At 65.5% G+C, this 18047-nt stretch carries 14 protein-coding genes; 7 read left to right on the forward strand and 7 right to left on the reverse strand.

The features are described 5' to 3' along the window. Positions 1-22: 22 nt before the first annotated feature. The 6 genes from cysM (at position 23) to EA798_RS20620 (ending at position 6653) form a co-directional block, all read left to right on the forward strand. Positions 23-925, forward strand: coding sequence for a cysteine synthase CysM (cysM, locus tag EA798_RS06790; RefSeq protein ID WP_106158836.1), 903 nt, complete (start codon positions 23-25; stop codon positions 923-925). 85 nt (positions 926-1010) lie between these two features. Next, a complete protein-coding gene (gene rlmD / locus EA798_RS06795; protein ID WP_122098466.1) occupies positions 1011-2363 on the forward strand; it encodes a 23S rRNA (uracil(1939)-C(5))-methyltransferase RlmD in 1353 nt (450 codons plus the stop codon). Positions 2364-2468: 105 nt separating this feature from the next. Next, a complete protein-coding gene (gene relA, locus EA798_RS06800) occupies positions 2469-4712 on the forward strand; it encodes a GTP diphosphokinase (protein WP_106158244.1) in 2244 nt (747 codons plus the stop codon). A 186-nt stretch (positions 4713-4898) separates the two neighbouring features. Then, positions 4899-5729 (forward strand): nucleoside triphosphate pyrophosphohydrolase, encoded by an 831-nt coding sequence (mazG, locus tag EA798_RS06805; RefSeq protein ID WP_122098467.1) that lies wholly within the window; start codon positions 4899-4901, stop codon positions 5727-5729. 114 nt (positions 5730-5843) lie between these two features. After that, the gene (locus tag EA798_RS06810) at positions 5844-6383 is read left to right on the forward strand and encodes a DUF2058 domain-containing protein (RefSeq protein ID WP_106158246.1); all 540 of its coding nucleotides are present in this window, start codon (positions 5844-5846) and stop codon (positions 6381-6383) included. Positions 6384-6491: 108 nt separating this feature from the next. Continuing rightward, positions 6492-6653 (forward strand): hypothetical protein, encoded by a 162-nt coding sequence (locus tag EA798_RS20620; RefSeq protein ID WP_162557715.1) that lies wholly within the window; start codon positions 6492-6494, stop codon positions 6651-6653. An 87-nt stretch (positions 6654-6740) separates the two neighbouring features. Here the strand turns inward: EA798_RS20620 and EA798_RS06815 are convergent, their stop codons facing one another. Further along, positions 6741-8075, reverse strand: a complete 1335-nt coding sequence (locus EA798_RS06815; protein ID WP_122098468.1) for an erythromycin esterase family protein — start codon at positions 8073-8075, stop codon at positions 6741-6743. Between the two features lie 191 nt (positions 8076-8266). Here EA798_RS06815 and EA798_RS06820 point away from each other — a divergent pair, with 191 nt between their 5' ends. After that, entirely contained in the window at positions 8267-8500 is a 234-nt protein-coding gene (locus EA798_RS06820) for a hypothetical protein (protein ID WP_106158248.1), read from the forward strand. Here EA798_RS06820 and pdeM read toward each other — a convergent pair. From pdeM to EA798_RS06850, 6 genes are all read right to left on the reverse strand, one after another. After that, the gene (gene pdeM, locus EA798_RS06825) at positions 8478-9167 is read right to left on the reverse strand and encodes a ligase-associated DNA damage response endonuclease PdeM (RefSeq protein WP_122098469.1); all 690 of its coding nucleotides are present in this window, start codon (positions 9165-9167) and stop codon (positions 8478-8480) included. The genes EA798_RS06820 and pdeM overlap by 23 nt on opposite strands. Positions 9168-9338: 171 nt before the next feature. Further along, positions 9339-11930, reverse strand: coding sequence for a ligase-associated DNA damage response DEXH box helicase (locus EA798_RS06830; protein WP_122098470.1), 2592 nt, complete (start codon positions 11928-11930; stop codon positions 9339-9341). A gap of 94 nt (positions 11931-12024) precedes the next feature. Continuing rightward, positions 12025-13731, reverse strand: coding sequence for an ATP-dependent DNA ligase (locus EA798_RS06835; RefSeq protein WP_122098471.1), 1707 nt, complete (start codon positions 13729-13731; stop codon positions 12025-12027). Between the two features lie 55 nt (positions 13732-13786). Continuing rightward, positions 13787-14803 (reverse strand): ligase-associated DNA damage response exonuclease, encoded by a 1017-nt coding sequence (locus tag EA798_RS06840; RefSeq protein ID WP_122098472.1) that lies wholly within the window; start codon positions 14801-14803, stop codon positions 13787-13789. A gap of 186 nt (positions 14804-14989) precedes the next feature. Beyond that, the gene (locus EA798_RS06845) at positions 14990-15559 is read right to left on the reverse strand and encodes a hypothetical protein (protein WP_106158253.1); all 570 of its coding nucleotides are present in this window, start codon (positions 15557-15559) and stop codon (positions 14990-14992) included. 143 nt (positions 15560-15702) lie between these two features. Continuing rightward, positions 15703-18033: a DEAD/DEAH box helicase gene (locus tag EA798_RS06850; protein WP_122098473.1), complete on the reverse strand. Its 2331-nt coding sequence runs from the start codon at positions 18031-18033 to the stop codon at positions 15703-15705. Positions 18034-18047: the final 14 nt, after the last annotated feature.

Here is an 18047-nt window from a genome sequence, read left to right on the forward strand (position 1 = left end):
TTTTCCGATGCCGTGCGACGCCATGACTACACACTATCCGACCATTGCCGATTGCATCGGCAACACCCCGCTGGTTCGTCTGCAGCGGATGCCGGGTAAGACCAGCAACACCATTCTGGTCAAGCTCGAGGGCAACAATCCGGCCGGTTCGGTCAAGGATCGCCCGGCGCTTTCGATGATCAACCGTGCCGAACTGCGCGGCGACATCCAGCCTGGCGATACCCTGATCGAGGCGACCTCCGGCAACACCGGAATCGCCCTGGCCATGGCGGCGGCGATCAAGGGCTACCGGATGATCCTGATCATGCCGGACAACTCCACCGCCGAGCGCAAGGCGGCGATGACTGCCTATGGCGCCGAGCTGATTCTGGTGAGCAAGGAAGAGGGCATGGAAGGCGCCCGAGACCTGGCGCTGAAGATGCAGGCCGAGGGCCGCGGCAAGGTACTCGACCAGTTCGCCAATGGAGACAATCCCGAGGCTCACTACAACAGCACGGGCCCGGAGCTCTGGCGTCAGACCCAGGGCAGCATCACCCACTTCATCAGCTCCATGGGTACCACCGGCACCATCATGGGCGTGTCGCGCTATCTGAAGGAGCAGAACCCGGCGGTGCAGATCGTCGGCCTGCAACCGATGGAGGGTGCGGCCATCCCCGGCATCCGCCGTTGGCCGCAGGAATACCTGCCGAAGATCTACCAGGCCGAGCGCGTCGACCGCGTCGTCGACATGTCGCAGGCCGAAGCCGAGCAGGTGATGCGCCGTCTGGCCCGCGAAGAAGGCATTTTCTGCGGCGTATCCTCCGGTGGTGCCGTGGCCGCCGCGCTGCGGCTGTCGCAGGAAGTCGAGAACGCGGTGATCGTGGCGATCATCTGCGATCGCGGCGACCGTTATCTGTCGACTGGCGTGTACGACGCACCCAATTGAGCAGCTTATCGGCGGCGCACTCCTATGCGTCGCATTGCGTCGCGCATGACATTTTCCACGAACACAACAGCGCAGGTGTCAGCTGATGGCCAAACGTAGCGGCGCTCTGCGCTTTCAACCCAGCGGCGGCGAGCGCAAGCCCCAGGTGCCGGTCGGCAAGAAACAGCGCCTGAGCATCGAGCGGCTGGCCAATGACGGGCGCGGCATCGCCTTCGTCGAGGGGCGCACCTGGTTCGTCGAGGGCGCACTGCCTGGCGAAGAGGTCGAGACGCGTGTGCTGTCCGCACGCAGCCAGGTGGTCGAGGCGCGCTGCGAGCGCGTGCTTCAGGCCAGTGCGCAGCGGCAGGTCGAACCCTGCCCGCACGCTCGTCTGTGTGGCGGCTGCAACCTGCAGCATGCCCCCATAGCCGATCAGCTGGCACTGAAGCAGCACACGCTCGCCGAGCAGCTCGCGCGGGTTGCTGATCTGCAGCCTGATGCTTGGGCCGAGCCGTTGGTGGGGCCGGCCTTCGGCTATCGCCGTCGCGCCAGGCTGGCGGTGCGCTGGGACGTCAAGAGCAAGCATCTGGATATCGGTTTCCGCGCCAGTTCCAGTCAGGAAATTGTCTCCATTCGCGAGTGTCCGGTTCTGGTACAGCCCTTGCAGTCACTGCTGCCGGGTTTGCTCACGGCGTTGCGTGAGCTCAGCAAGCCGCAGGCTATCGGTCATGTCGAACTGTTCAGCGGCACGGCCGAGGCAGTGCTGATTCGCCGCACGGCGGCCCTGCCGGAGATGGATGTGGCGCGTCTGCGCAGCTTTGCTACCGCCAATGGGGCGCAGCTCTGGTGGCAGGGTGACGGTGAGCCTGAGCCGGATGATTCCGCGGCGACCCTGGGTTACCGACTGGATGCCTGGGATCTGGAGCTGGCCTGGCGTCCCGGGGATTTCGTCCAGGTCAACGCGCCAGTCAATGAGGCGATGGTCGCGCAGGCGCTGGCCTGGTTGAAAGCCGGCAAGGATGAGGCGGTGCTTGACCTGTTCTGCGGGCTGGGTAATTTCAGCCTGCCGCTGGCGCGCAGCGGTGCCCGAGTGGTGGGCGTGGAGGGTGTCGAGGCGATGGTGACGCGCGCGCAGCAGAACGCGCAGCGCAACGGTCTGGCGCACGCGCACTTTTATCGGGCCGACTTGTCGAAGCCGCTTGCCGATGCCCCTTGGGCAGGCAGCGGTTTCGCCGCGGTACTGCTCGATCCGCCGCGCGACGGCGCGCTGGAAATCGTTCGACAAATGTCGATGCTGAAGGCGCAGCGCGTGGTCTATGTTTCATGCAATCCGGCCACTCTGGCGCGCGATGCGCGCGAGCTGGCCAGCCAGGGATATCGTCTGAAACGTGCAGGTGTGCTGGATATGTTTCCGCAAACCGCACACGTCGAGGCCATGGCGTTGTTCGAGCGGGGTTAGCGCTCGATGCTGCATTCTTGACAGGCGATTTGCCTGTGGTTCAACCGACCGGCACACAGAATGCCGGCGTTCATGGCGCAGCTGCTGCGCAGAAGGGAAGGTTAGATGGTACAGGTCAGAGCGCTTCAGCCGATCAATACGGACGGCAGTATCAACCTGGATGGCTGGCTCGATCATGTGCTGGGGATGGACCCGGCACTCGACCGTGCGGCCTTGAAAGAAGCCTGCGAGTTCGCCCGCGAGGCGGAGCAGCAGGCCAACGCGGCGCAGAATCTCTGGAGTGAAGGTACCTCCAGCTACCAGATCGGCCTCGAGATCGCGGAAATTCTCGCTGACCTCAAACTGGACCAGGACAGCCTGGTCGCAGCGGTCATCTATCGCGGCGTCCGCGAAGGCAAGATCCAGCTGGCCGACGTGAACCAGCGCTTCGGGCCGGTGGTGGCCAAGCTGATCGAAGGCGTGCTGCGCATGGCGGCGATCAGCGCCAGTCTCAATCCCCGCGAATCCCTCGTGCTCGGCTCCCAGGCCCAGGTGGAGAACCTGCGCAAGATGCTGGTGGCGATGGTCGACGATGTGCGCGTCGCGCTGATCAAGCTGGCCGAGCGCACCTGCGCCATCCGCGCGGTCAAGCTGGCCGACGACGAGAAGCGCCAGCGAGTCGCCCGGGAGGTCTTCGACATCTACGCCCCGCTGGCCCACCGCCTGGGCATCGGCCATATCAAGTGGGAGCTGGAGGACCTGTCCTTCCGCTACCTCGAGCCCGAGCAGTACAAGCAGATCGCCCAGCTGTTGCACGAGCGTCGCCTCGACCGCGAGCAGTACATCACCAATGTCGTCCAGCAGCTCAAGGACGAACTGACCGCGGCCGGCATTCAGCCGGAGATCGACGGGCGGGCCAAGCATATCTATTCCATCTGGCGAAAAATGCAGAAGAAGGGCCTGCAGTTCAGCCAGATCTACGACGTTCGCGCCGTTCGGGTGCTGGTGCCGGAAGTGCGCGACTGCTACACCGCGCTGGGCATCGTGCACACCCTGTGGCGGCACATTCCCAAGGAGTTTGACGACTACATCGCCAACCCCAAGGAGAACGGCTACCGCTCGCTGCATACCGCGGTGATCGGCCCCGAGGGCAAGGTGCTGGAGGTGCAGATCCGCACCCACGCCATGCACGAAGAGGCCGAACTGGGGGTCTGTGCGCACTGGCGCTACAAGGGCACCGACGTCAACTCCGGCTCCGACCATTACGAGGAGAAGATTGCCTGGCTGCGTCAGGTGCTTGAATGGCATGAGGAGCTGGGCGACATCGGCGGCCTGGCCGACCAGCTGCGCGTCGACATCGAGCCTGACCGCGTCTATGTGTTCACCCCGGACGGCCACGCCATCGACCTGCCCAAGGGTGCCACGCCGCTGGACTTCGCCTACCGGGTGCACACCGAGATCGGCCACAACTGCCGCGGCGCCAAAGTCAACGGTCGCATCGTGCCGCTTAACTACAGCCTGCAGACCGGTGAGCAGGTGGAGATCATCACCAGCAAGCACGGCTCGCCGAGTCGTGATTGGTTGAACCCGAACCTGGGCTACATCACCACCTCGCGTTCGCGGGCGAAGATCGTTCACTGGTTCAAGCTGCAGGCCCGCGACCAGAACGTCGCCGCGGGCAAGGCGCTGCTGGAGCGTGAACTGAGCCGCCTGGACCTGCCGCCGGTGGATTTCGACAAGCTGGCCGAGAAGGCCAACCTGAAGAACGCCGAGGACATGTTCGCCGCCCTTGGCGCCGGCGACCTGCGCCTGGCGCACCTGGTCAACATGGCGCAGCAACTGGTCGAGCCGGAGCGCGGTTACGACCAGCTGGAACTGATTCCGCGCCGCTCGGCACCATACAAGCCGGGCAAGCGCGGCGACGTGCAGATCCAGGGCGTCGGCAATCTGCTGACGCAGATGGCCGGCTGCTGCCAGCCGCTGCCGGGCGATCCCATCGTCGGTTACATCACCCAGGGCCGCGGTGTCAGCATTCACCGCCAGGATTGTCCGTCGGTGCTGCAGCTGGCCGGGCGCGAGCCGGAGCGGATCATCCAGGTCAGCTGGGGCCCGGTGCCGGAAAAGACCTATCCGGTGGAAATCATGATCCGCGCCTACGACCGCGCCGGCCTGCTGCGCGATATCTCGCAGATGCTGCTCAACGAGCGCATCAACGTGCTGTCGATGAACACCCGTTCGAACAAGGAAGACAGCACCGCGCAGATGACGCTGACCATCGAGATTCCGGGGCTGAACGCCCTGGGTCGCTTGCTCAGCCGCATTTCGCAGCTGCCGAACATCATCGAAGCCAAGCGCCAGAGAGCCACGTAAGGCGCGGCACAGTGCAGGCGCGCCTAGCGCGCCATGGTGGATCGGTGAAGCGTCATCGCACCCTGCGATGCAGTACGTTTTCGGGCGTTCTGGCCCGCGACCGAACCGTAGGGTGGATGTCGCTTTTTACATTCACCGTTGATCCGTCAGCGCCTCTCACCCGCCCTCGATTCGCTGAGGAATCCCATGTACCAACTCAACGACCTCCTGCACCTGATGGCCCGCCTGCGCGATCCGCAGCATGGCTGCCCCTGGGATCTGCAGCAGGACTACGCGAGCATCGTGCCGCATACGCTGGAAGAGGCCTACGAGGTGGCCGATGCCATCGAGAGCGGCGACTTCGATCATCTGCCCGGCGAGCTGGGTGACCTGTTGTTCCAGGTCGTCTACTACAGCCAGCTGGCCCGGGAGGAAGGGCGCTTCGAGTTCGCCACGGTGGTCGATGCCATCACCCGCAAGCTGATCCGTCGCCACCCCCACGTGTTCCCGGATGGCGACCTGTACGGCTCGCCGGAGTTGCCGCGCCTCGATGAAGCGGCCATCAAGCAGCGCTGGGAGGCGATCAAGGCCGAGGAGCGTGCCGAGAAAGCCGCCGCACCTGAACAATTGTCCCTGCTCGATGACGTGCCCAGCGCGCTGCCGGCGCTCAGTCGCGCGGCGAAGTTGCAGAAGCGCGCCGCCCAGGTCGGCTTCGACTGGCCCGAGGCGTTGCCGGTGGTGGACAAGGTTCGCGAGGAACTCGGCGAAGTGCTGGAGGCGATGAGCGAGAACGATCCGCAAGCCATTGCCGAAGAGCTGGGCGATCTGCTGTTCGTCGTGGTCAATCTGGCGCGCCATCTAAAGGTCGATCCGGAGAACGCCTTGCGGGCCGCGAATGGCAAGTTCGAGCGGCGTTTTCGCTTCATCGAACAGGCGTTACGCGAAGCGGGGCGGCCCATCGAGAACTGCGATCTGGACGAGCTGGATGCGCTCTGGGGCGAGGCGAAGAAGGCCGAGCAATCGTCGTCCTGCGGCTAACTGCACTTTCCGGGGTGGATGTGGCTTTTCACATCCACCACAATGCCGCTCGGTGGAGCGATGCAGCGTCGCTCACCGGCGCCCACTTGAATTCATGACGAGACGAGCCGAAACATGAGTCTTTCCCTCCGTGACCAGCTGCTCAAAGCCGGGCTGGTCAACGAAAAGCAGGCCAAGCAGGCCGTCAAGCAGAAGCAGAAGCAGCAGCGCCTGGAGAAGAAGGGCCAGGTCGAGAAGGATGATTCGCAGCGCGAAGCGGCACTGAAGGCGCAGGCCGAAAAGATCGCTCGCGATCAGGAGCTCAATCGCCAGCAGCAGCAAAAGGCCGAACAGAAGGCCCGTGCAGCGCAGATCAAGCAGTTGATCGAGACCAGCCGTCTGCCGAAGCTGACCACCGAGGATTACTACAACTTCGTCGACGACAAGAAGGTCAAGCGTCTGTCGGTGAACAAGCTGATGCGCGACAAACTGGCCAGCGGCTCGTTGGCGATCGTGCGTCACGGTGGCGGCTACGAGGTGATCCCGCGTGAAGCGGCGCTGAAGATCCAGGAGCGCGACCCGCAGCGTGTGGTACAGCTCAACACCCGCACCGAAGAGCCGGATGCCGACGATCCGTACGCCGCTTATCAGGTGCCGGACGATCTGATGTGGTGATACCGCGGGGCGGGCGCGCACTCCGACGGAAGGTTGGATAGAAAAGGCCCGCCCGCGTCTCTACTGCAGACCTGCTCGCTACCGCGGGCACATGCAGTGGAGAAGATCATGGCCGCTCAGACGATTCGCTATACCCCCAACGCCGATACCCTGTACTGGCGCGCCGCTGGCGTGCCGGGCGACCCGGACGAGCCCGGCGTTCCGACACAGCCTACCGAGCCGGGTGAGCCTACCGTGCCGGATCAGCCACCGCCCGCTCCGGTAGCCTGAGCGGCCTCGAGCCGTAACCTGCGCCGCCGTTCCCACGACGTGGCGCAGGGCATCCGGCGTCAGCGCAGCGGTTCTGTGCCGCGACGCTCATTCTCCGAACGGATAGGTGTCTGGCACCATCTGCGGATCGGTCTGTTGCGGGCCGATCGGCGTTACCGCGCCGGTCTCCTCCAGCCATATCAGCGCATCGAACTGCTCCGCCAGGATGGCGCGAAAGTAGTGTGACTGGCGTTCCGTCAGTGGCCGGTAGATCACCCCGATGGCGCGCTCGAGCCTTGGCTGGGCGAGCGCCGGGCGCAGTTCGCTCTGCCCGTTGCGCCAGTCGGTCAGTGATGCCGGCACGCCGGCGCGCAGGAACAGGTGTTCCCAGCTGTCCGCTCTGGACGGGACGACCTGCTTGACCCGCATGGGCTCGTCCCAGTTGTCCGCTGCCGCCACCTCACCGCGGTCTGTCGCCATGCCGATCAGCACCGCGTCGCGACCGAAAGCGGTCCGGCACAGTTCACCGATATTGAACTCGCCGCCCCAGCCCATCGAAGTTGCCGAGGCATTGCCGATGTGCGAGTTGTGCGCCCATACCACTGCCTTGGCGTCCGCTCCACGATGGTCGAGCAGTGCTTTCAGCGTGTCGAACATGTGGCGGTCGCGCAGGTTCCAGGATTCGGTCGAGCCGCGATACATGGCACGGTAGTAATGCTCGGCGGCAAGTACCACCCGCGCATTGCGCTCGGCATTGAAGAAACGCTCGCCATCTTGGCCGATGTACGCCAGGCGCTGGGCGAGCAGGGCTTGCAACTGCTCGACCACCGCCGTTTCGCAGGAAGGCTGGCCGAGCATGACGTTGCGGCCATAGACGGCAGGATCTTCCTGCCACGGGCTCAGGCAGCCGTAGCGTCGCCGCGCTGCTGCAGCGGCGGGCGGGTCAGTACGGTCAAGGTAGCGCAGTACCTCGCGGATCGAGCTGCAGAGGCTGTAGACATCTAGGCCGCGGAATTCGACCCGCTGCCCGGCCGGCAAGGCCGCGTTGTGCTCACGCAGCCAATGCACGAAGCCTTCCACTTCGCGGTTGCGCCACATCCAGGTCGGAAAGCGCTTGAACGCATCCTCCACCCAGGCGACGGGTTGTCGCTGCCGGGTGTAACAATCGATTCGTGCGGCGTCCGGCCAGTCGGCCTCGGCCGCGATGATGGAAAACCCGTGACGCTCGATCAGCCGACGGGTGATCGCAGCGCGGGCCTGGTAGAACTCGGATGTGCCGTGGCTGGCCTCGCCGATAAGCACCACCCGGGCATCGGCGTACCGTTCGAAGGCGTCGGCAAAGTGCGGGTCGTCAAGCGCGGGCAAGGGTTCGGCATGCTGGCGCAGCAGGGTAATGAGCTGTTCCTCGGATAGCGCGGGCGCTTGGGCACGCGAAGCGCTCATGGTTCAGCCTCCTCATGCAAGGGCTTCACGGATGACGGGCATCCGGCTGGTTGTACCTCGTCCTGCTATTAAAGCTGCTAACTTTGAAGTGAGGGACCGAACTGCCGGCGCCGGATGGGTCTAAAAACTTACAAAAACCAAGTTGAGCGTTATTACGCCCGCATGGGTTTATTCAAGGCGAGGGGCATTCCATGACGACCTGGATCATTGCGTACAACAAAGACGGCAACACTTCGACTCTGAAGATCGACTCCGAGCATCAGCCTGACATCGACGAGGCTGTCGATCTCGTCACGCGCAAAGCAGAAGAGTTGTATCCGGATCAGGAGATCGAGCATGAGCATGAGCCTGATCTGGAGGACACGCCAGCTACCCGGCTGGCTGAGCGCTACGGCATTACCATCACGGGCATATCCCAGGCCTGATTGGCGCCGAGCGCTTCAGCGGCCAGACCTCTCCATCCCCCACCACATAAATCTGCCAGCGGTCTTCGGCGGTTACCGTCATCGTGCCGGTGAAACTGCCGAAGGCCGGCAACAGGCTGAGCCGATCACCGATGCAGAAACATGGCAGCCGCAGGTTTTGCCGTCCGCGGCCGTTGAGGCGAAACGCCGGATGCAGGTGGCCAGCGAGCACATGGTGGCTGGGGTGCGGATCGGCTTCGTGCTGCAAGGCGAAAGGGCCAAGCAGCAGTGGCTCGGGAACGACGTTCATTCCCAGGCTTGTTGGCGGATCCCCGGCGCGGCGATCGTGGTTGCCGCGAATCAGCGTGATTGTCAGTTCGGCGTGAGTGGCGCGCCAGTCGTGCAGCTGGTCGAGCGTGGCAGGCGTCTGCGACTCCGGTGCGTGCAGAAAGTCGCCGAGGAAGATCAGCTGCTTGCAAGGGTAACGGGCAAGCAGGGCATCGAGTCGTTGAAGATTGGCCTGGGTCGTACCGTGGGGCACGGGTTGGCCCAGTCGACGGTAGGCGGCGGCCTTGCCGAAATGGATATCGGCTATCAGCAACGCCTGCTGCGCCGGCCAGTAGATGGCTTTCTCGGCAAGCAGCCAGAGTTCGGTCTGTTCCAGCTCGATGGGCAGGTGAGAAGTCATGTGCGGAGTTTATCGCGTGCGGCGGCAGGTTCCCACGCGCCGGGCGGCGCGGGTCGTGCAACTGCAGACTTGTAGGAGTTCAGCCAACGGGCCAGGGTGGACACTCGCGGGGCGGGTTGAGACGCATCCGAGTCGCTTATACACAGCGCCAGGTACGCTCACCTTGCCTGTCTATCGGGTCGCGCGGCGCGCCTTTTTCGGCCGCGGCGTGCCGTCCTTGGTCGCGCGGGGTTTGCGCTTCGGGCGAGTGTCGCGTTCGACAGCAATGCTCGCGTCTGCTTGCGGCTGATAGCCACCAGGGCCGGCTGCCTTGTCGAGTTCGGCAACCATTCGGCGGATGCGGTCGGCGAGCTTTTCCGAGCTCATGCTTTCGCGGAAGCGTTCGACCATCAACGGAAAGGCCAGCGGCGTGGTGCGTTTGACCTGATGAATGTCCAGCGTTCGTTGCTGCAGCCGCGTCAGTGTCTGCTGCAGCCGTTCGACTTCCAGCTCCTGGCGCAGCACCTCTTCTTCGGCCTGGGTCAACAGCAGGTTGGCCGGGTCATATTGGCGGAACACATCGAAAAACAGCCCGCTGGAAGCCTGCAGCTGGCGCGCGCTTTTCTGCGCGCCGGGGTAGCCGGAAAACACCAGGCCTGCGATGCGCGCGATCTCGCGAAAACGGCGGCGCGCCAGTTCGCCGGCGTTGAGACTGGCGAGCACATCGTGCAGCAGGTCGTTTTCGCTGAAAAGCTCCGGCGTCAGCCAGCGCAGCCAGTCCACCTCGGTCGCCGAGAGCAGCTCGAAACCGTAGTCGTTGACCGCGATGGAAAAGGTCAGCGGTTGATGCCGGCCCATGCGCCAGGCCAGCAGACTGGCCAGACCCAGGTGCACATGGCGCCCGGCGAAGGGGTAGAGGAACAGGTGCCAGCCTTCGCGGGATTTCATCACTTCGGCCAGCAAGGTGGTCTCGGTGGGCAGCGCCGACCAGCCCATCTGGACGCGAAGCAGCGGTTCGACCAGACGCATCTCGGGCGTGGTGAACTGCTCGCGCGCGGCAGCGCCAAGCTGCTCGACCACGGCATCGGCCAGCTCGCTGGATAGCGGCATGCGCCCGCCGTTCCAGCGCGGCACGGCAGCCTTCTTGCCCGTCGCGCGACTGACGTAGGCGGTCATGTTCTCGACCCGCACCAGCTCCAGCAGGCGGCCGCCGAAGAGGAAGTTGTCGCCGGGGCGCAGGCGCGCGATGAAACCTTCCTCGATGCTGCCCAGCGAACGCCCGCTGCCGCCCTTGGCCCAGAACTTCACCGTCAGGCTGGCGTCGCTGACGATGGTGCCGATGCTCATTCGATGGCGCAGCGCCACGCGGCGACTGGGCACTTTCCAGAGGCCGGTTTCGTCCGGCTCGACGCGCTGATAGTCGGGGTAAGCGGTCAGCGAATGCCCGCCATGGCGGACGAAGGCCAGCGCCCATTGCCAGTGCTCGTCGGTCAGCTCGCGGTAGGACCAGGCCTGGCGCACCTCGGCGAACAGCTCATCCGGGCGGAAGCCGCCGCCCAGCGCCATGCTCACCAGGTGCTGCACCAGCACGTCGAGCGGGCGATGGGGTGCGCTGCGGGCCTCGATGCGACGCTCGGCGATGGCCACCTGGGCGGCGGCGGCTTCCACCACCTCCACGCTGTGGGTGGGCACCAGGGTGACCCGCGAGGTTCGCCCCGGCGCGTGTCCGGAGCGGCCGGCGCGCTGCATCAGCCGCGCCACGCCCTTGGGCGAGCCGATCTGCAAAACACGTTCGACCGGCAGGAAATCCACGCCCAGATCCAGGCTGGAGGTGCAGAGCACGGCCTTGAGCGCGCCCTGCTTGAGGCCCAGTTCGACCCAGTCGCGCACCTCGCGTGCGAGTGAGCCGTGGTGCAGAGCGATCAACCCGGCCCAGTCCGGCCGCGCATCCAGCAGCGCCTGATACCAGATTTCCGACTGCGAGCGGGTATTGGTGAACACCAGGGTGGTCGCGGCGGAGTCGATCTCTTCGACCACCTGCGCCAGCATGCGCAGGCCGAGATGACCGGCCCAGGGGAAGCGCTCGATGCTCGGCGGCAGCAGGGTGTCGACGCGTAGGTCCTTGTCCACCTTGCCCTGCACCAGCCTGCCGCTGCCGGGGTGCAGCAGCACGTCCAGCGCGTGGGGCTGGTTGCCGAGTGTGGCGGAAAGGCCCCAGACGATCAGCTCCGGCATCCACTGGCGCAGGCGCGCCAGGGCCAGTTGCAGTTGCACGCCGCGCTTGTTGCCCAAGAGCTCGTGCCATTCGTCCACCACCAGCATGCGCAAACCGGCGAAGGCCTGGCGCGCATCGGCGCGGGTCAGCAGCAGGGTCAGGCTTTCCGGCGTGGTCACCAGCGCGCTGGGCAGACGACGTCCCTGTCGCGCACGTTCGGCCCCGCTGGTATCGCCGGTGCGCAGGCCGATGCTCCAGCCGATGCCGAGGTCGTCCAGTGGCGCCTGCAGGGCGCGGGCGGTATCGGCGGCCAGCGCGCGCATCGGGGTGATCCAGAGCACCGTCAACGGCGCCGGCTTGTCCGTCGCGGTGGGAGAGGGTGCCTTGGTCGCGAAGCGATTTAAGGCTCCGAGCCAGACGGCGTAGGTCTTGCCGGAGCCGGTGGTGGCGTGCAGCAGGCCCGATTCGCCATCGCCTATCGCTTGCCAGACCTCCTGCTGGAACGGGAAGGGTTGCCAGGCACGGGTAGTGAACCATTGCTCGCTCAAGAGCTCGGTTGCATCACTCATGGGGTAGCCTGCTGGAGCCCGAGCGAAAGGTTGGCTCCGGGGGAGTGACCTTGGCCGCGAAGATGGCGATAGCTGGGTTGCGGTGGCGGGCCGGTCATCCAAGCAGCTCCTTGAGCGTCTCCAGTGTGTCGGCTTCGTCCACCGGCTTGTCGAGGCGCCAGCGCAGCATGCGCGGGAAGCGCACGGCGATGCCGCTCTTGTGGCGGCTGCTGGCGGCGATGCCTTCGAAGCCGAGCTCGAACACCAGTGTCGGGGTGACGCTGCGCACTGGGCCGAACTTCTCCACGGTGGTCTTGCGCACGATGGCGTCGACCTTGCGCATTTCCTCGTCGGTGAGGCCGGAATAGGCCTTGGCGAAGGGCACGAGCTTGCGCTCAGGGTCGCCCGGCTCGCCGTCCCAGACGGCAAAGGTGTAGTCGGTGTAGAGGCTGGCGCGGCGGCCATGACCACGCTGGGCATAGATCAGCACCGCATCGACGGAGTAGGGGTCGATCTTCCATTTCCACCAGACGCCGACGTCCTTGGTCCGACCGACGCCGTACTGGGCGGCGCGCGCCTTGATCATCATGCCTTCAACGCCCAGCGCGCGTGAGGCTTCGCGCTGGCGGGCCAGATCGGCCCAGTCATCGCCGGTAACCAATGGCGAGAGCATCAGGCGCGGGTTGGGGCACTGTTCGACCACTGCTTCGAGCTGCACCCGGCGTTCACGGTGTTCGCGTTGTCGCCAGTCGTCGCCCTGCCATTCCAGCAGGTCGTAGGCGAGCACGGCGACCGGGGCGTCCTGCAAGACTTTTGCGGTGAGGTTCTTGCGGCCGATGCGCTGCTGCAGCAGGGCAAAGGGTTGTACACCGAAGGCGCCGGCGCTGGGTTCGCCGGTGCCGGATATGTCGAACAGCTCGCCGGACGGGGTCTCCGGGGCATGCTTCCAGACCAGGATCTCGCCATCGATCACCGTGCCGTCGGGCAGGCAGCGGGCCAGTTCGCACAGCTCGGGAAAACGCTCGCTGACCAGTTCCTCACCGCGCGACCAGACCCAGATCTGCCCGTCGCGCTTGACCAGCTGGGCGCGGATGCCATCCCACTTCCATTCGACGAACCAGTTGTCCGGTGCACCGAGCAGCATGTCGAACTCTTCGACCGGCGTCTGCAACGAGTGGGCGAGAAAGAACGGGTAGGGCTGGCCGCCGCGCTGGGCATGCTCATGCTCGGATTCCTCGGCGATCAGCGCACGATAGCCCTCGGCGCTGGGCCGATGGGACAGGTCGGTGTAGCCGACCAGGCGTTGTGCGACGCGCTTGGGGTCGAGGTCGGCCAGCGAGGCCAGCGCGCGGGTGACCAGCAGCTTCGACACACCGACGCGAAAGGCGCCGGTGATCAGCTTGATGCAGACCATCAGGCTGAGCCGGTCCAGCTGTGCCCAGAGCGCCGGCAAGCGTTCGGCCAGCTCCTCCGGCGGCAGGCCGCGCAGCGGTAGCAGTCGGTCCTGCATCCACACGGCCAGCCCGTCCTCGGAGCTGTGTTCGGCCTCGGGCATCAGCAGCGAGATGGTCTCGGCCATGTCGCCAACGGCCTGGTAGCTTTCCTCGAACAGCCATTCGGGCAAGCCCGCCGCCTGCATGGCGGTTTCGCGCAGGACGCGGGTCGGGACCAATTGACGCGGGCGGCCGCCGGCCAGGAAGTAGACGGCCCAGGCAGCGTCGGCCGGATCGGCCTCGCGGAAATAGTCGCGCATCGCGGCCAGTTTGGCATTGCTCGACGTGGTGGCGTCCAGGCGGCTGTAGAGCGTGGCGAAGGCTTTCATACGGCGCCTCCGTTTCGGCGCTTGCCGCGGCATCGGCGAGCGGCGTGGCCTTCGATCATGCGGCGCCCTCCGTCGCGGCATCGTCCTCTTCGCCATATTCGGTCGCGAAGGCCTGGGCATCGAGGCCGCGCATTTCGCGCAGGTAGCGCACCAACACCGCAACGGACCCGTGGGTGACCATCACCCGTTCGGCGCCGGTCTGCTCGATGGCCCAGAGCAGGCCTGGCCAGTCGGCGTGGTCGGAGAGCACGAAGCCGCGGTCGACGCCGCGGCGACGGCGGGTGCCGCGCAGCATCATCCAGCCGCTGGCGAAGGCATCGGCGTAGTCGCCGAAACGGCGCATCCAGGTGCTGCCGCCAGCCGAGGGTGGGGCGAGGATGAGGGCGTGCTTCAGGCGCGGATCGCCCTTCGTCAGGTCACCGGCATATACCGTCGGTGGCAGGTGGATGCCGCCCTCGCGATAGACCTTGTTCAGCGGCTCCACCGCGCCATGCACGACGATGGTCCCGATGCTCGCGTCCAGGCCGTGCAGGATGCGCTGCGCCTTGCCGAAGGCATAGCAGAACAGCACCGAGGCGCGTCCGGCCGCGGCGTTGGCGCGCCACCAGTCGTTGATCTCGCGGAAGACCTCGGCCTGCGCCGGCCACTTGTAGATCGGCAGACCGAAGGTCGATTCGGTGATAAAGGTGTGGCAGCGCACCGGCTCGAACGGCGCGCAGGTGCCGTCCGGCTCGACCTTGTAGTCGCCGGAGGCGACCCAGACCTCACCTTGATATTCCATGCGCACCTGGGCCGAGCCGAGCACATGGCCGGCGGGATGGAAGCTGAGCTTTACGCCGTGATGCTCGATGGATTCGCCGTAGCCCAGCGTTTGCAGCGGCATGTCGGCGGCAATGCGCGAGCGCAGGATGCCTTCGCTGTCGCGGGAGGCCAGGTAATGGCCCATGCCCCAGCGCGCGTGGTCGCCGTGGGCGTGGGTGATGACGGCACGGTCGACCGGCCGCCAGGGGTCGATATAGAAATCGCCGGGTGGGCAATACAGGCCTTCGGGGCGGGCAACGACGAGGTCCATGAATACAGGCACTTTGCGGGCTTGTAGGTTTGGAGCATGGCGCGGCACTGTGAGTTCGCTTGATAACGCGCCGCTGGCTTCGGCACACCCGACGGAGGGGGGCGCTTCAACCTGCTGTGTCGAATATAAAGCAGGGCAGGGCTAGGCAGCGTTCTGCTTCAGCCCAGCGCCTTCGAAATGCGGCGATCAATCCTGCAGTTTGATATGCGAGATATCCGGTACGGTGCCTGCCGTGTCGCGTGGCAGTTCGCCCATGTCGCTGCCCACCGGGGCCAGACTGAACTGGGACAGGTCCACCCGCGGCGCCTCGGGCTCGGGACGGGCATCCTGCAGGTCGACGCCCACCGGGGCGATGCCAAAATCCGGCGCCTCGACATCGGCAAAGGCGGCCATGTATTCATCACGAGGCGTCACCTTCAGCGTTGCCGGGGCGGCGGTCGCGCTGGTGGCGGCAGGTGGCGCAGGTGCGGCGCTTGCTGCTGGAGTTGCGGGCGGTGGTGGCGCCAGCTCGATTTCCTCGACATCCACCGGCATCGGTTTGACCTCCACCTGCGCACCGGCGCGCTCCATCGCCTGGCGGTATTTCTCCACCGCAGCGAAGTCGAGGTTCTGCTTGATGACGATGCGGCGCCCGGAGAACAGCAGTGCGATGCGCTGCGCATCCGCCTGGAACAGTTTGGTCAGGTTGGCTTCGACCTGCTCGAGCCTGGCGCCGGGGAGCAGTTGGCCGGAAAAGGCGATTTCGTAAAGGCTCATGGGATGCTGCTCCTTGTGGCGCTGCCGGTGACGGGGCGGCGGACCGCCGCAGGTGGGAACGTTAATCGAGATGGCGATGATCTGGCAAAGCGCAAAGTGCTGCCCTTGCCGCTGTCACAAGTTCGCCAGTTGCAGTGCCTGGTTCACGGCAACGGGGCGAACAGCGCGTCGATATCCTGTTCGCCAAGCTGCCAGCCGGCATCGCCGGACCCCTCGAGCACGCCGGCGGCCAGTTCGGCCTTGCGCGCCTGCAGCTGGCGAATGCGCTCCTCGACGGTGCCGCGCGTAATCAAACGATAGACGAATACCGGTTTGTCCTGGCCGATGCGGTAGGCACGGTCGGTCGCCTGGTTCTCTGCAGCTGGGTTCCACCAGGGGTCGTAGTGGATCACGGTATCCGCGGCCGTCAGGTTGAGTCCGGTGCCGCCGGCCTTCAGGCTGATCAGGAACAATGGCACTTCACCGGCCTGGAAACGCTCGACTGGCGTGCGGCGATCATCGGTCTCACCGGTCAGCTTGACGTAGGCGATGCCGCGCTTGTGCAGTGCCTGCTCGATCAGCGCCAGCATCGAGGTGAACTGGGAAAACAGCAGCACGCGGCGGCCTTCGCTCATCAGTTCGTCGAGCATTTCCAGCAGGCTGTCCAGCTTGCCCGAGCTGCTGCCGCGTATCGCCCGCGTCGACTCGCCCTTGAGCAGGCGCAGATCGCAGCAGACCTGGCGCAGTTTGAGCAGTGCCTCGAGGATGACCATCTGGCTGCGCGCGAGGCCCTTGCGCTCGATCTCGTCACGCACCTTGCGATCCATTGCCAGGCGCAGCGTCTCGTAGAGTTCGCGCTGGGCGTCGTTGAGTTCGACCCAGTGGACGAACTCGTTCTTCGCCGGCAACTCGGTGGCCACCTGTTCCTTGGTGCGGCGCAGCAGAAATGGGCGGATGCGCGCGCGCAGGTGCGCCAGGCGGGGCTCGTCACCATGCTTTTCGATGGGGTTGCGGTAGTCGTGGGTGAAGCGTTTGACGTCGCCGAGCCAGCCGGGCATGAGGAAGTGGAACAGCGACCAGAGCTCGCCAAGGTGGTTTTCCAGCGGGGTGCCGGTCAGGCACAGGCGCTGTCGCGTCTGCAGAGCACGCGCGGCCTGGGCCGCTTTACTGGAGGGGTTCTTGATGTGCTGGGCCTCATCGAGAATCAACACATGCAGCGGCTGTTCGCGCAGCACCGCGATGTCACGGGTCAGCAGCGCATAGCTGGTCAGCAATAGGTCGTGCTCGGCAAGTTCGCCAAAATGCTTCTGGCGACTGGTGCCGGTCAGGGTCAGCACCCGCAGTTGCGGTGCGAAACGTCTGGCCTCGTCCTGCCAGTTGGGGATCAGGCTGGTCGGCATGACCACCAGCGCCGGTCGGTCGAGCCGGCCGGCCTGTTTCTCGACCAGGATGTGGGCGATGCTCTGCAGCGTCTTGCCGAGGCCCATGTCATCGCCGAGGATGCCGCCGGCGCCCAGCTCGCGCAGGGTCTGCATCCAGGCCAGACCCTGCAGCTGATAGGGGCGCAGCGTGGCGTCGAGTGCATCCGGTGCCGGGCATGCCTGCGCGCTCGGGCTGTTCAGTCGCTTGGCGAACCGCCGCAGCCGTTCGCCCCCTCGCCAGTCTGGCCTGAGTTCCTCCAGCCCGGCCAACCGCGCGCCGTCGGCCTTGCTCAGCCGCAGCGAGGCGCCATCCATCGGCTCACGCAGGTAGAGCTCGCCGAGGGTTGTCAGAATCGGCTTGATTCGCGCGAACGGCAGGGCGACCTGCAGGGTTTGCCCGTCACGCTGGCCCGGTCGATCGAGCTGGACGCGCAGTTGCTCCTCGTCGCTGCGCTGAGCGAGGGCGCGCGGCGTCAGCAGCTGGGGGTTCTGGCGGATCAGGCGCAAGAGCACCGGCAATATGCCGATGCGCTGGCCTTCCACGACGATGCCCAGATCAAGATCGAACCAGTCGTCATCGGCTGCCTCGTCGATCTCTGCGTACCAGCTGTCGATGGCCGTCAGGTCATAGGCGAAGCCTGGATGAATGTCGATCTGCCAGCCCTGGCGGCGCAGTTCGGGCAGATGCTGCTGAACGAAACCGAGCCAGGCTTCTTCACCGGGCAACTGGAACATTTCCGCCGAGTCTTTCGGCAGCGCCTGACTCTGGCGCAATGCCGGGCGAAAGCCGAGCTGCTCCAGTTGCTTGCGCAATGCCTGTTCGGCCTGGGCATGGCGGGCGATCAGCTGCAGCTCGTCACCGGCCAGATGGCGAATGCGCTCGCCGTCGCGCTTGCCATGGACGCAGGCATCACCGTAGATGAAAGACAGCCCGGCGCGGTGCTGATGCTCGCTGACCATGCGCTGGTTGCCGGGCTGGTAATTGATTGCCAGGTGGCTGCCGAGGCTGAGCAGCGCGACTGGGCGCAGGTCGTCGATCAGTCGTTCCTTGCGGGGAACCAGAGGAGGGGCCAAGGCTCAGCTCCTCA

This window comes from Pseudomonas songnenensis (assembly GCF_003696315.1).
Taxonomy (GTDB): Bacteria; Pseudomonadota; Gammaproteobacteria; order Pseudomonadales; family Pseudomonadaceae; genus Stutzerimonas; species Stutzerimonas songnenensis.